This window comes from Streptomyces sp. Edi4, from assembly GCF_040253615.1.
In the GTDB taxonomy this organism is placed as follows: domain Bacteria; phylum Actinomycetota; class Actinomycetes; order Streptomycetales; family Streptomycetaceae; genus Streptomyces.
Map to the genome: position 1 here is coordinate 2,449,295 of NZ_JBEJGY010000004.1, position 14,276 is coordinate 2,463,570.

11 protein-coding genes are annotated in these 14,276 nt (G+C 70.5%); 4 read left to right on the top strand and 7 right to left on the bottom strand.

The annotated features are described in order from the left end of the window. Positions 1-251: 251 nt before the first annotated feature. Both ppdK and dusB read right to left on the bottom strand, forming a co-directional pair. On the bottom strand, positions 252-2,987 hold the full coding sequence (gene ppdK, locus ABR738_RS13160) for a pyruvate, phosphate dikinase (RefSeq protein ID WP_350230162.1): 2,736 nt from the start codon (positions 2,985-2,987) through the stop codon (positions 252-254). A gap of 450 nt (positions 2,988-3,437) precedes the next feature. Next, positions 3,438-4,583, bottom strand: a complete 1,146-nt coding sequence (dusB, locus tag ABR738_RS13165; RefSeq protein WP_502964078.1) for a tRNA dihydrouridine synthase DusB — start codon at positions 4,581-4,583, stop codon at positions 3,438-3,440. Between the two features lie 401 nt (positions 4,584-4,984). Here dusB and ABR738_RS13170 point away from each other — a divergent pair, with 401 nt between their 5' ends. Continuing rightward, complete coding sequence (locus tag ABR738_RS13170; protein ID WP_502964079.1) at positions 4,985-6,487, top strand: MFS transporter; 1,503 nt, start codon at positions 4,985-4,987, stop codon at positions 6,485-6,487. On the opposite strand, the gene ABR738_RS13175 is transcribed toward ABR738_RS13170, so the two are convergent. Beyond that, positions 6,460-7,341, bottom strand: coding sequence for an MmyB family transcriptional regulator (locus ABR738_RS13175; protein ID WP_350230164.1), 882 nt, complete (start codon positions 7,339-7,341; stop codon positions 6,460-6,462). The two genes, ABR738_RS13170 and ABR738_RS13175, sit on opposite strands and share 28 nt — an antisense overlap. Before the next feature lie 312 nt (positions 7,342-7,653). Here ABR738_RS13175 and ABR738_RS13180 point away from each other — a divergent pair, with 312 nt between their 5' ends. After that, on the top strand, positions 7,654-9,051 hold the full coding sequence (locus tag ABR738_RS13180) for an MFS transporter (RefSeq protein WP_350230165.1): 1,398 nt from the start codon (positions 7,654-7,656) through the stop codon (positions 9,049-9,051). Positions 9,052-9,157: 106 nt separating this feature from the next. On the opposite strand, the gene ABR738_RS13185 is transcribed toward ABR738_RS13180, so the two are convergent. Further along, positions 9,158-9,346: a DUF6243 family protein gene (locus ABR738_RS13185; RefSeq protein WP_350230166.1), complete on the bottom strand. Its 189-nt coding sequence runs from the start codon at positions 9,344-9,346 to the stop codon at positions 9,158-9,160. Positions 9,347-9,525: 179 nt separating this feature from the next. Between ABR738_RS13185 and ABR738_RS13190 the strand changes: the two genes are divergently transcribed. Continuing rightward, positions 9,526-10,542 (top strand): aldo/keto reductase, encoded by a 1,017-nt coding sequence (locus ABR738_RS13190; protein WP_350230167.1) that lies wholly within the window; start codon positions 9,526-9,528, stop codon positions 10,540-10,542. Between the two features lie 97 nt (positions 10,543-10,639). Continuing rightward, a complete protein-coding gene (locus tag ABR738_RS13195) occupies positions 10,640-11,227 on the top strand; it encodes a TetR/AcrR family transcriptional regulator (protein ID WP_350230168.1) in 588 nt (195 codons plus the stop codon). A gap of 194 nt (positions 11,228-11,421) precedes the next feature. Here ABR738_RS13195 and ABR738_RS13200 read toward each other — a convergent pair whose 3' ends face one another. Genes ABR738_RS13200 through ABR738_RS13210 form a run of 3 tightly spaced genes read right to left on the bottom strand, consistent with a single transcriptional unit; the run spans position 11,422 to position 14,161 of the window. Then, positions 11,422-12,273, bottom strand: a complete 852-nt coding sequence (locus tag ABR738_RS13200; RefSeq protein ID WP_350230169.1) for a DUF4097 family beta strand repeat-containing protein — start codon at positions 12,271-12,273, stop codon at positions 11,422-11,424. Continuing rightward, a complete protein-coding gene (locus ABR738_RS13205; RefSeq protein WP_350230170.1) occupies positions 12,270-12,926 on the bottom strand; it encodes a response regulator transcription factor in 657 nt (218 codons plus the stop codon). Before ABR738_RS13205 ends, ABR738_RS13200 begins: the two co-directional genes overlap by 4 nt. Beyond that, a complete protein-coding gene (locus tag ABR738_RS13210; RefSeq protein ID WP_350230171.1) occupies positions 12,914-14,161 on the bottom strand; it encodes a sensor histidine kinase in 1,248 nt (415 codons plus the stop codon). The genes ABR738_RS13205 and ABR738_RS13210 overlap by 13 nt, the downstream gene beginning before the upstream one ends. Positions 14,162-14,276: the final 115 nt, after the last annotated feature.

The window sequence follows — 14,276 nt, forward strand, 5'->3', positions numbered from 1 at the left end:
GATCCGTGAACCGCACTCTGCATTTCCGGCCACCTCCCCGTTAAATGTCCGCCATTCAACCGGAATTAAGCGCTCGCACACCCGCTTCGGGTAGCGCGCGGGCATCGGGCGAACGCTTACCCGGGGCGGACACGCCGCGGACGCACGCGAAAGGGGCAGCACCCCCGCACAGGGTTGCTGCCCCTTCTTGTGACCGCGGCCGCCGCCGGATCGGTGGTGAGGGTCGGGGACCCGGCGGCGGCCGCGGGGTCTCAGCGCGAGTCGCTGCCCTTGTCCCCGGCGCCGGGCACGGCGGCCGCGCGGCCCGCTTCCAGGCGGGCGACGGGGATGCGGAAGGGCGAGCAGGACACGTAGTCCAGGCCCACCTCGTGGAAGAAGTGCACCGACTCGGGGTCGCCGCCGTGCTCGCCGCAGACACCGAGCTTGAGGTCGGGGCGGGTGGCGCGGCCGGCCTGGACGGCGGAGCGCACCAGCGAGCCGACGCCGTCCTTGTCGATGGTCTCGAACGGCGAGACCCCGAAGATGCCCTTCTCCAGGTATGCGGTGAAGAAGCTGGCCTCGACGTCGTCGCGGGAGAAGCCCCACACCGTCTGGGTCAGGTCGTTGGTGCCGAAGCTGAAGAACTGGGCGGCCTCGGCGATCTGACCCGCCGTCAGGGCGGCGCGGGGCAGCTCGATCATGGTGCCGATGGTCAGCTTGAGTTCGGTGCCGGTGGCGGCCTCGACCTCGGCGATGACCTGGTCGGCCTCCTCGCGGACGATCTCCAGCTCCTGGACGGTGCCCACCAGCGGGATCATGATCTCGGCGCGCGGGTCGCCCTTGGCGCTCTTGCGCTCGGCGGCCGCCTCGGCGATCGCCCGTACCTGCATGGCGAACAGGCCCGGGATGACCAGACCCAGGCGTACGCCGCGCAGGCCCAGCATCGGGTTCTGCTCGTGCAGCTTGTGCACGGCCTGGAGCAGGCGCAGATCGTTCTCGTTGGCGTCCTTGCGGGACTCCGCGAGCGCGACGCGCACCGACAACTCGGTGATGTCGGGCAGGAATTCGTGCAGCGGCGGGTCGAGGAGGCGCACGGTGACGGGGAGTCCGTCCATCGCCTCGAACAGCTCGACGAAGTCCTTCTTCTGAAGCGGCAGCAAGGCACTGAGTGCCGTCTCGCGTTCGTCGTCGGTGTCGGCGAGGATCAGCTTCTCGACCATCTCGCGCCGCTCACCGAGGAACATGTGCTCGGTGCGGCACAGGCCGATGCCCTGGGCGCCGAAGCGCCGGGCGCGCAGGGCGTCCTCGGCGTTGTCGGCGTTGGCCCTCACGCGCAGGCGGCGTACGCGGTCGGCGTAGGCCATGACACGGTGCACGGCGCCGACCAGTTCGTCGGCGTCGTCGGCGCCGGCGTGCATGCGGCCCTCGAAGTACTCCACGACCGGCGAGGGCACCACGGGCACCTCGCCGAGGTAGACCTTGCCGGTGGAGCCGTCGATGGAGACGACGTCGCCCTCTTCGATGACGGTGCCGGCCTGCGTGGTCATGCGGCGGCGCTTGGTGTCGACCTCCAGCTCCTCGGCGCCGCAGACGCACGTCTTGCCCATGCCCCGGGCGACAACGGCGGCATGGGAGGTCTTGCCGCCGCGCGAGGTCAGGATGCCCTCGGAGGCGATCATGCCGTCGAGGTCGTCGGGGTTGGTCTCGCGGCGGATCAGGATGACCTTCTCGCCCGAGCGCGACCACTTGACGGCGGTGTAGGAGTCGAAGACGGCCTTGCCGACGGCGGCGCCCGGCGAGGCGGCGATGCCCCGGCCGATCAGGTCGCTCTTGGCGTCCTCGTCGAAGCGCGGGAACATCAGCTGGGCGAGCTGGGCGCCGTTGACGCGTTGCAGCGCCTCGGCCTCGTCGATGAGGCCCTGGTCCACGAGCTGAGTGGCGATGCGGAAGGCGGCGCCCGCGGTGCGCTTGCCGACGCGGGTCTGGAGCATCCACAGCTGGCCGCGCTCGATGGTGAACTCGATGTCGCAGAGATCCTTGTAGTGGGTCTCCAGGGTCTCCATGATCCCCATGAGCTGGTCGTAGGACTTCTTGTCGATGCCCTCGAGGTCGGCGAGCGCGACGGTGTTGCGGATGCCGGCGACGACGTCCTCGCCCTGCGCGTTCTGGAGGTAGTCGCCGTACACGCCCTGGTGGCCGGAGGCGGGGTCGCGGGTGAAGGCGACGCCGGTGCCGGAGTCGGGGCCGAGGTTGCCGAAGACCATGGAGCAGATGTTGACGGCCGTGCCGAGGTCGCCGGGGATGCGCTCCTGGCGGCGGTAGAGCTTGGCGCGGTCGGTGTTCCACGACTCGAAGACCGAGCAGATCGCGAGGTCCATCTGCTCGCGCGGGTCCTGCGGGAAGTCGCGTCCGGCCTCCTCCTTGACGATCTTCTTGAAGTGCTTGACGAGCTTCTTCAGGTCGCTCGCGTCGAGGTCGGTGTCGACGGTGACCTTCTTGGCGGCCTTGGCCTCCTCAAGGGCTTCCTCGAAGAGCTCGCCGTCGACGCCGAGGACGGTCTTGCCGAACATCTGGATGAGGCGGCGGTAGGAGTCCCAGGCGAAGCGCTCGTCGCCGGACTGCTTGGCGAGGCCGGCCACCGACTTGTCGGAGAGCCCGATGTTGAGGACGGTGTCCATCATGCCGGGCATGGAGAACTTGGCGCCGGAGCGGACGGAGACGAGCAGCGGGTCGTCGGCCTGGCCGAGCTTCTTGCCCATCGTCTGCTGGAGGGTGTCCAGGTGCGCGGTGACCTCGTCGCGCAGCTCGGCGGGCTCCTCACCGCTGTCGAGGTAGACCTTGCACGCCTCGGTGGTGATCGTGAACCCGGGCGGGACCGGGAGGCCGAGGTTGGTCATCTCGGCGAGGTTCGCGCCCTTGCCGCCGAGAAGGTCCTTGAGGTCCCTGTTTCCCTCGGTGAAGTCGTAGACGAACTTCTGGGTGTGCTGGAGGTCTTTGTCTTCCGACACGGGTCTCGACTCCTCGAATCCGCGGTGGCTGCCCTGACGGCGAGGAACATACCCAGATCGAAGGTGTCTGGGTACGTCCACTTGCGCGTCACGGGGTCGTAACCACCCGTCCGCCACCAGATCGAAAGTGACTGGCGCGTAATGGGTAGGTCAGGCGTTCCTTCAACACTTGAAGACGAAGGCTCAGGAAAGCCGTCGTGTGCGCTCATCGGAGCGGAGGACTCCGCAAGTGAGTTCAGGAGGTGAATGCGGAAGGGGTGGCACTGAGTGCCACCCCTTTCAGAGATGCAGCCACGCGGAGAGTGCTCATCTGAGCGCAACCCCTATCAGGGGTGGCGAGAATCACGCGCTCGATCGAGCGGGATTTCAGCCCTCGGACGGCTCGGCGGGACGATCCGGCGCGGCCCGGGCCGGATCGGACCGGCTCCTACCGGCCCGGACCGGCCCGGATCAGCCGCCGGAGGTGTCGAGCTCGGCTTCCATCGTGATGCCGGAGCAGTCGTAGGGGTCCTTCAGCCAGCCGTCCGGCAGGACGACCCGGTTGTTTCCGGACGTTCTGCCGCGCGGGCCGTCGGCGCCGTCCGGCCACGACTGGTCCAGGTCCAGCTCGCTCAACTGAGCGGCCAGTTCGTCCAGGGAGGAGGTGACCGCGAGGGACTTGCGCAGCGTCGAACCGACCGCGAACCCCTTCAGGTACCAGGCGACGTGCTTGCGGAAGTCGATCACACCGCGCTTCTCGTCGCCGATCCACTCCCCCAGCAGCGTGGCGTGGCGCAGCATCACCTCGGAGACGGTGCGCAGGGTGGGGCGCGCGAAGGAGTCGGTGCCCTCGAAGGCGGCCACCAGGTCGCCGAAGAGCCAGGGGCGCCCCAGGCATCCTCGGCCCACCACGACGCCGTCGCAGCCGGTCTCCTTGACCATGCGCAGCGCGTCCTCGGCGGACCAGATGTCGCCGTTGCCGAGCACGGGGATCTCCGGGACGTGCTCCTTGAGGCGGGCGATGGCCTCCCAGTCGGCGGTGCCGCCGTAGTGCTGGGCGGCGGTGCGGCCGTGCAGGGCGATCGCGGTGACGCCCTCCTCGACGGCGATCCGTCCGGCGTCGAGATAGGTGATGTGATCCTCGTCGATGCCCTTGCGCATCTTCATGGTGACCGGCAGGTCCCCGGCGTTGGACACCGCCTCGTGCAGGATCGCGCGCAGCAGCGGCCGCTTGTAGGGCAGCGCGGAGCCGCCGCCCTTGCGCGTCACCTTGGGCACGGGGCAGCCGAAGTTGAGGTCGATGTGGTCTGCCAGGTCCTCGTCCACGATCATCCGGACGGCCTTGCCGACGGTGACCGGGTCCACTCCGTACAGCTGGATCGAGCGCGGGGTCTCGCTCGCGTCGAAGTGGATGAGCTGCATGGTCTTCTCGTTGCGCTCGACCAGCGCCCGCGTCGTGATCATCTCGCTGACGAACAGGCCCTTGCCGCCGGAGAACTCACGGCACAGGGTGCGGAACGGGGCGTTGGTGATGCCGGCCATGGGTGCGAGCACCACGGGCGGCTGCACGGTGTGCGGGCCGATGGAGAGCGTGGTCATCTGTTCATTGTCGCGCATGGCGGGCGCGCGCCTGCGGGGCCTGTGGACAACGCGGGCGTGGGGGCCGTGGGGGTACCGCCGGTACCGGGGCGGGCGGGCCGGGGCCGCCGGTACCGGAGCGGGCGGGCCGGGGCCGCCGGTACCGGAGCGGGCGGGCCGGGGCCGCCGGTACCGGAGCGGGCGGGCCGGGGCCGCCGGTACCGGAGCGGGCGGGCCGGGGCCGCCGGTACCGGAGCGGGCGGGCCGGAGCGGGCGGGCCGGGGCCGCCGGTACCGGAGCGGGCGGGCCGGAGCGGGCGGGCCGGGGCCGCCGGTACCGGGACCGCAGGTACCAAGGGGGCCAGTACCGATACCGGCCCGGGCCGCCGGCCACCCGGGTCGCGCCGACCGGGTTCATTAGTTAGGCGTACTATCGAAGCCATGTCCGACCCGACCACTGAGCCGACCATCGAGCCGACCTCCGAGCCCGAGCCGACCCACCGCCGACGGATGCTCATCCTGGCGATCTGCTGCATGAGCCTGCTGATCGTGAGCCTCGACAACACCGTCCTCAACGTCGCCCTGCCCTCCCTGCAACGGGAGTTCCACGCCGAGGTCTCCGGACTTCAGTGGACGATCGACGCCTACACCCTCGTCCTCGCCTCGCTCCTGATGCTGTCGGGCTCCACCGCCGACCGCGTCGGGCGGCGCAAGGTCTTCCAGACGGGTCTGCTCCTGTTCACCCTCGGCTCGGTGCTCTGCTCGCTGGCGCCCAGCCTCGAACTGCTCGTGGTCTTCCGCATGGTGCAGGCCGTCGGCGGCTCGATGCTCAACCCGGTCGCGATGTCGATCATCACCAACACCTTCACCGACCCGCGCGAACGCGCTCGCGCCATCGGTGTCTGGGGCGCCGTCGTCGGCATCTCCATGGCCATGGGTCCCATCGTCGGCGGCGCGCTCGTCGAAACGGTCGGCTGGCGTTCGATCTTCTGGCTCAACCTGCCCGTCGGCCTGCTCGCCCTCTTCCTGACCTGGCGCTTCATCCCCGAATCCCGCGCCCCCAAGCCGCGCCGCCCCGACCCGGTCGGCCAGCTCCTGGTCATCGCGCTGCTCGGTTCACTGACGTACGCGATCATCGAGACGCCCAGCGCGGGCTGGGCCTCGCCGAAGATCTGGGCGTTCGCCGCGCTCTTCGTCGCCGCGCTCACAGCGTTCCTCGTGTACGAGCCACGGCGTGCCGAACCCCTCATCGACCTGCGCTTCTTCGGCAGTGCGCCGTTCAGCGGAGCCACCGTCATAGCGGTCGCGGCCTTCTCCGCGCTCAGCGGATTCCTCTTCCTCAACACCCTCTATCTGCAAAACGCCCTCGGCCTGAGCGCCCTGGACGCGGGCCTGCACATGCTGCCCATGGCCGCGCTCACCTTCGTCTGCGCGCCCCTGTCGGGCCGGCTCGTGGGCAGCAGGGGCCCCCGGATCTCCCTGTTGATCGCGGGGATCGCGATGGCTTCGAGCGGGCTGCTGTTCGCCCTGTTCGACGCCGAGCGGACCACGGGGCTGCTGTTCACCGGATACGTCCTGTTCGGCCTCGGCTTCGGCATGGTGAACGCGCCCATCACCAACACCGCGGTCTCCGGGATGCCGCGCTCGCAGGCGGGCGTGGCCGCGGCCGTCGCCTCCACCAGCCGCCAGATCGGCCAGACGCTCGGGGTCGCGGTGATCGGCGCGGTGCTGGCAGGCGGCATGGCGGGCGTCTCCTCCGCCGGCTACGCCGACCGCTTCCCGGACGCCGCCAGGCCCGCCTGGTGGATCATCGCGGGGTGCGGCCTGAGCGTGCTGGTCCTCGGGCTCGCCACCAGCGGACGCTGGGCGCGCGAGTCGGCGAGGCGGACCGCGCGGCGCCTGGAGGCGCCCGTCGCTCAGACTCCGGCCGACGCCAACGCCTGACCGCGGCCCGACTCCGCCAGCGCTTGAAGCTCCTCCAGGCGTCCGCGGGTCTCCGCGTCGCACGGCACGTACATCACCAGACGCGGACCGGCCGACGGCCCGAGCCACAGATTGGTGTGCTCGAGCGACAACAGGCCCACGTGGGCGTTGCGCAGATACTTCGTCTTGCCGCCGTGCGTGACCACCTCATGACGGGCCCACACCTCGCGGAACTCCGCCGACGCCCCCTCCAGGCGGGCCAGCAGCGCCTTCCACGGCGCGTCGGTGAGGTGTTCGGCCATCGAGGCGCGGAACTTGGCGGCCATCACCCGGTTCATGTCGGCCAGATCGACCACCGCGGCCCGCCAGGCAGGATGGGTGAAGGTCAGCCACAGGCAGTTGCGGTCCTCGGGCGCCAGCGCGTCGAGATCACAGAGCAGCTTTCCGTAGGTGCTGTTGTACGCGAGGATGTCGTACCGGCTGTTCTGGATACAGGCCGGGATCGGGGCCAGCTGGTCGAGCATGGCCCGCAGCGCGGGGGTCACGCGCGGGCAAGGCGCGTTGGGCGTCGGGTCCTGGGCGCCGGCCAGCGCGAACAGGTGGCTGCGCTCGCTGGGGTCGAGCAGCAGGGCCCGCGCGAGGGCGTCCAGGACCTGCGGGGAGACCTGGATGTCGCGGGCCTGTTCCAGCCAGGTGTACCAGGTGACACCGACAGCGGAGAGCTGGGCGACCTCCTCACGGCGCAGTCCCGGGGTGCGCCGGCGTCTGCCGGGCGGCAGACCGACCTGCTCGGGGGTGATGCGCTCACGTCGGCTGCGCAGGAATTCCGCCAGCTCATGGCGGCGGACGTCGCTCGCCGGTGCCACAGTGCTCATGGTCTCAGCGTGCCGCACCCGTCGACGCTTGTCAGCGGGTTGCCGGGTAGTGCTTGTACCAGGATAAGCAGACTCTGGTACCAGGCTGGGAAGAGGAGGATCGTTCCCTTCGTGAGCGACACAACGGTACGCACGACCTCCACCCCTCCCACCCCTGCCACCTCTTCGACCTCTGCCAGTTCTTCTGGTTCCTCTGGTTCCTCTGGTTCCTCTGGTTCCTCTGGTTCCTCTGGTTCCTCTGGTTCCTCTGGTTCCTCTGGTTCCTCTGGTTCCTCTGGTTCCTCCGCTTCCGCGCAGGCACCCGCCGTCCCCGTGATCCACCACGCGGCGACCGCCATCGGTCCGCTCGGGCTGTTCACGGTGCTGCTCGGCGCGGCACTGCCCCTGATCGACTTCTTCATCGTCAACGTCGCCCTGCCGTCCATGGACAGCGACCTCGCCGCGGGCCCGGCGATGCTGGAGCTCGTCGTGGCCGGCTACGGCGTCGCCTACGCCGTGCTGCTCGTACTCGGCGGGCGCCTCGGCGACATGGCCGGCCGGCGCCGGCTCTTCCTGGCCGGCATGGCCGCCTTCGGCCTCACCTCGCTCGCCTGCGGCCTCGCCCCCACCGCCTGGACCCTGGTGGGCGCCCGGGTGGCACAGGGCGCCGCGGCCGCGTTGATGATGCCGCAGGTCCTGGCCACCATCCAGGCCACGACGCAGGGCCCGCGCCGCGCCAAGGCGATGAGCCTGTACGGGGCGACCGCCGGCCTGTCCATGGTCGCCGGGCAGATCCTCGGCGGCGTCCTGGTCGCGGCCGACGTGGCCGGGACCGGCTGGCGCTCGGTGTTCCTGGTGAACGTGCCGGTCGCGGTGGCGGGCCTGGTGCTCGCCGTGCGCGCGGTACCGGAGACCCGCTCGGAGCGGCCGGCCACGATCGATGTGCCGGGCACGCTGCTGCTGGCCCTTTCCCTGGTCTCGCTGCTCGTTCCGCTGACCGAGGGCCGGGCCGCGGGCTGGCCGCTGTGGACGTGGGTCTCGCTCGGCGTCTTCCCGTTCGCGGCGAGCGCGTTCTTCCTGGTCGAGCGGCGCGCCGACCGGCTCGGACGGACGCCGCTCGTGCCGCCGAGCCTGCTGCGGACGGACTCTCTGCGGCGCGGTCTGGTGATGGTCGTGCCATTCTCGATCGGCTTCAGCGGCTTCATGTTCGTCGTCGCGGTGGTGCTTCAGCAGGGGCTGCGGATGGGCCCGGTCGCGGCCGGGCTCGCCCTGGTGCCGATGGCGCTCGCCTTCTTCGCCGCCTCCCTCGCGGGGCCCCGCCTGATCGGCCGGTTCGGCACCCGAGTGGTGAGCGCCGGCGGTGTCATCCAGGCGGTGGGCATCCTCCTGCTCACCGTGACCGTGTGGCGCGGCTGGTCGGGTCTGACCGTCGTCGAACTCGCCCCCGGCGTGGCGCTGGCCGGACTCGGCCAGGGACTTCAGCTCCCGGTCCTCATCCGCCTGATGCTCTCCGACATACCGGCCGACCGGGCCGGCGTGGGCGGCGGCGTGGTGGTCACCACCCAGCAGTCCGCGCTCGCCCTCGGCGTGGCGACCCTGGGCAGCCTCTTCCTCGCGCTCGCCCCGTCCGTGGGCATGCGGGACTCGCTGGTGGTGACGCTCCTCGCGCAGCTCGCCCTCATCGTGGTGACGGCGCTCCTGAGCCTGCGGCTGCCACGTGTCATGCGGTGAGCCGATGAGGGGTGAGTGGTGAGTGGTGAGTGGTGAGTGGTGAGTGGTGAAACGAAGGGCCCGGACCGCGTCGTGGACACGGTCCGGGCCCTTCGGCGTCGGCGGATCAGCTCTCGACGGTCTCCGTCGTCACGGGGTTGGCGCGCTCACGCATCTTGCGCAGCAGCTCCTCCTTCTTGTCCACGGCCGCCTTGCGGTCGGCCGCGCTCCCCTGGACCGAGCCCTGGTCTCCGTTGCGGGACACCTTCTTGCGCTGTCCACCAACACCGAGCAGGTTGTTACGACTATTAGCCATGGGGTGACGGTACCCGCCCGGGAGGGTGGCTCGTACCAGATTTCGGGGGGGTGGCGGGGTTGGCGCGGTAGTTCGTCGACAGCGGACGGATGACGACCAACGGATGACAGCTGACAGATATTGAAATCTGTCAGCTGTCATGCCAAGGTGGAAGCACACCCCACCACCAAGGAGTCCCCATGCGCACCCGCACTCTCGGCACCAAAGGACCTCGCGTCTCCGCACTCGGCCTCGGCTGCATGGGCATGTCGGCGCTGTACGGAGACGCCGACCGGGACGAGTCCATCGCCACCATTCATGCCGCGCTCGACGCCGGCGTCACTCTGCTCGACACCGGTGACTTCTACGCGATGGGCCACAATGAGATGCTGATCGGCGAGGCGCTGCGCTCGGCGCCCGCCTCGGCCCGTGAACAGGCTCTGACGAGCGTCAAGTTCGGCGCCCTTCGCGACCCGGACGGCGGCTGGTCGGGTTATGACGGCCGGCCCGCCGCGGTCAAGAACTTCGCCGCCTACTCTCTCCAGCGCCTCGGCGTCGACCACATCGACATCTACCGGATCGCCCGGGTCGACCCGGACGTGCCGATCGAGGAGACGGTCGGCGCCATCGCGGAGCTGGTCGAGGCCGGTCACGTACGGCACATCGGGCTCTCCGAGGTCGGCGCGGCCACGTTGCGCAGGGCCGTCGCCACGGCGCCGGTCTCGGACCTCCAGATCGAGTACTCGCTGATCTCGCGCGGCATCGAGGCCGAGATCCTGCCGGCCGCCGGTGAGCTCGGCGTCGGCGTCACCGCGTACGGGGTCCTGTCGCGCGGGCTGATCAGCGGGCACTTCGCGCGTGACCGGCAGCTGGCCGCGAACGACTTCCGGGGCATGAGCCCGCGTTTCCAGGGCGACAACCTGCGGCACAACCTCGACCTCGTCGAGGCGCTGCGCGAGATCGCCGAGCGGAAGGGCGTATCGGTGGCGCAGATCGCCATCGCGTGGGTGCTCGCGCAGGGTGGCCGGCGGGGCGTGGAGATCGTGCCGCTGGTCGGGGCGCGTACCCGGGAGCGGCTGGCCGAGGCGCTTGGCGCGCTCGATGTGGAGCTGGGCGCGGACGATCTGGCGGCGATCGAGGCGGCGGTGCCGGTGGGCGCGGCGGCGGGCGAGCGGTATCCGGCGGCTCAGATGGCGCATCTGGACAGCGAGCGCTGAGCGGTTTCGCGCGGCGCTCCGGGCCTGTGGACAAGCCGTGGCCGGGGTTGTCCACAGGCTCGGCGGACGGTCGGGAGCGGAAGGTAACGTCGAAGCCATGAGTACGCAACCGCTGACCGCCGAGCGCATCCTCGTCGCGACCGAGGAGGTGCTGCGCCGTCATGGCCCGGCGAAGGCCACGGTGGTGGATGTCGCGCGCCAGCTCGGGGTGAGTCATGGCAGTGTCTACCGGCATTTTGGTACGAAGGCGGCGTTGCGCGAGGCGGTCACTGAGCGGTGGCTGAACCGCTCGACGGATGCGCTGCGGGACATCGCGGCCCGGCAGGATCTGGAGTCGGCCGTGGTGCTGCGGCTGTGGCTGAGCGAGCTGTTCCTGGCCAAGATGCACAAGGCCGGTGATGACCCGGAGCTCTTCGGGACCTATGAGGTGCTGCTGCGGGAGAACAGCCGGGTGGTGGAGGAGCACATCGCTGAGCTGGTGGGGCAGCTCACCACAATTGTCCAATTCGGTGTGGAGCGGGGGGAGTTCGTGGTTGCGGATACGCCGGCCCTCTCGGCGCGGGCGGTGTTCGACGCGACGGGCCGCTTCCATGATCCGGTGTACGCGGGTGAGTGGTCGCGTCCGTCGATCCGGGACGACTTCGGCGCGGTGGTGGATCTCCTCATACGGGGATTGAGGCGCTAGCCCGGGGTCAGGGGGTGCGGGTGGCGGCGGGGCCGGGTTCCGTCCCGCGATCGTCTGGTCCCCCACCGTCGGTCTCCCCGTCGCCTGCGGGCGCCGGCCGGTCGTGGGGCCGGCGCCGGTTCCGGATTATCCGCCGATGCCCGGGCTGTGGGAAGGAGCGTCGCGGTGCTGACGCGGACGCGGGCGGAGGGGGCTCACCAGTCGGTGGGGTATCCGATGGTGACGGATCCCGAGCCGCTGGAGATGTCCAGGACGTGGGGTGAGGTGGCGTCGAGCAGGTCGTGCGCGATGGTGCGGGAGCCTGATCCGGAGTCACCTCGGACCTGGTAGCGGGTGGCGGCGGGGACGGTGAGGGTGACGGCGCCAGAGCCGGTGGAGGCGACGACGCGTTGGGGCGGGGTGGTGAAGTCGGCGTGCAGGGTTCCCGATCCGGCGCTCAAGTCGACGTCGGGTGAGGTGAGTTGGGTGGCTTGGATCTCGCCGGAGTCGACGGTGGCGTGGACGGTGCCCTTGAGGGCGCGCAGTTTCATGGCGCCGGAGCCGCCGGCGAGGTCGACGCGTCCGGTCAGGTCGCGCACTTTGATGTCGCCCGATCCGCCGCGCACGGTGAGCGCGACGTCTTGGGGCACGGTCAGGTGGAGGTCGATCGCGCAGTCCTGTACGTACTGGTCGACGAAGCCCTCGCACCGGGCGCCCACTTTGAGGGTGTCGCCGTCCCAGGTCCGTTCGATGCGGGGCCGTTTGAGGAGGTAGCGCAGGTCGCCGGTGAGGGTGACGCGTCCTGGGGGGCCGGTGGTGACGGTGAGCTGGGCGGCGCCGGCGTCCACGTCGATGGTCCGCACGGGGTGGGGGCGGCCGTTGTCGGGGCTGGTGTAGCCGACGTCCCGGCTGAAGGTGTCGGCCAGGAGGGTGAGGGTGAGGGGGACGACGATGAACAGGGCGCCGATGATGGCGACGACGGTCCAGGCGAGGCGGTGGCGGGGGCGTGGTTCGCCGGTTTCGGGCGCGGGGGGTGTCGCGTGTGGTTGGTGGGTGGTGGCCGTCATGCGGGGCCGCCGTCGAGGAAGCGCAGGACGGCCAGGACGCGGCGGTGGTCGCCGTCGGCGACGGGCAGGTCGAGTTTGGCGAAGATGTTGTTGATGTGTTTGGCCACGGCGCTTTCGCTGACGACGAGTTCGGTGGCGATGCCGGCGTTCGAGCGGCCTTCGGCCATGAGGGCGAGGACTTCGCGTTCGCGGGGGGTGAGGCGTTCCAGGGGGTCGGGTCCGCCGCCTCGGCGCAGCAGGAGCTGGGCGACGACCTGGGGGTCGAGGGCGGTGCCGCCGGCGGCGACGCGTCTGAGGGCGTCGATGAATTCCTCGACGTCGGCGACGCGTTGTTTGAGGAGGTAGCCGATGCCTCCGCTCTGGGTGGCGAGCAGGTCGGCGGCGTACCGTTCCTCGACGTATTGCGAGAGCAGCAACACGGCGGTGTCCGGAGTCTGCTGACGGATCATCAGGGCGGCGCGTACGCCTTCGTCGGTGAAGCCGGGTGGCATCCGGACGTCGACGAGGGCGAGGTCGGGGCGGTGTTGTTCGACGGCCCGCAGCAGGGTCTCGGCGTCGCCGGCTTCGGCGGCGACCTCGAATCCGGCCATTTCGAGGACTTTGACGAGGCCTATCCTCAGCAGTACCGAATCTTCGGCGATCACAGCCCGCACGGCAGCTCCACGGTGATGACGGTAGGGCCCCCGCGGGGGCTGTTGATCTGGATGGTTCCGTCGACCGACCCTACGCGTTTGCGCAGGCCCTGTAGTCCGGTGCCGCCGGCCGGGTCGGCGCCGCCCACGCCGTTGTCCCCGACGGTGATCGTCAGGAGTTGGGCGCGGCGGCGGACGTGGACCGAACAGCGGGTGGCCCGGGCGTGTTTGGCGACGTTGGCGAGGGTTTCGGAGACGACGAAGTAGGCGACGGCCTCGACGGTGGGTGTGGGCCGTTCGGCGAGTTCCACGGTGAGGTCGACGGGGAAGGGGGCGCGGGCGGCGATGCCGGAGATGGCGGCGTCGAGGCCTCGGTCCTCCAGGACGGCGGGGTGCAGGCCGCGGACGAGGTTGCTGAGTTCTTCGATGGCTTCCTTGGCCTCGCGGTGGGCTTCGTCGATGACGGCGCGGGCTTCGGGTGGCAGGTCGGTGAGGGTGGCGCGGGCGATGCCGAGGTTCATGGCGAGGGAGACCAGGCGTTGTTGGGCGCCGTCGTGGAGGTCGCGTTCGATGCGGCGGCGTTCCAGGTCGGCGGCGTCCAGGATGTCGGCGCGGCTTTCGGCCAGGTCCTCGACGCGGCGGGCGAGTTCTTTGGCGCGGCTGGGTCCGAGCAGGGCGCTTGCGGCGTGGGAGTCGAGGCGGGCGACGAGAGCGGCGAGGGCGGGGGTGGCCAGGAGCAGCAGGACACCGATGACGGTGAAGGCGAGGTATCGGTCGCTCCAGCCGACGGGCCGCTGGTCGACGGGCAGTGCCCAGGCCCAGGAGTAGACGAGGGCGAAGGCGGCGCCGGTGGCCCAGCTGAGCACGACGAGGGCGCCGCCGAGCGCGGCGAGCGGGGACACGCACAGGTGGTAGCCGTATTGGCGCCAGGTGGACTCGGCGCGCAGCCGGGTCAGCAGGCCGCCTGGCCGGTACCAGGGTTGAATCCAGGGGACCTTGGGGATGTCGAGGCCGGTCAGTGACCAGAAGCGGCCGCGTTGGAGGGGGGTGAGCAGCGGGGAGATGAGGAGGACGAAGCCGAGGGTTTTGAAAAGGTGCCCGGGGTTGCTGAAGGTGTAGGCGAGGGCGAGCGCCACGGGGACGGCGACGGGGACGGCGGCGGCCACCAGGGCGGTGTTGCGCCAGGCCCACGGCGACCACGGCGCGTGGGCGGCGGTCCACTGGTACGCGCGCCGCAGCGGGCCGGGAGTTGCCATGTCCACAGCGTAGTTGGGCTGGTCAGGGGCGTTCCATCATGCTGCTGCCAGGGCGGGGGTATAGCCAGCACCACCCCGGGTTCGGACAGCGGCGTTACTGACCTGGGCGGCGGGG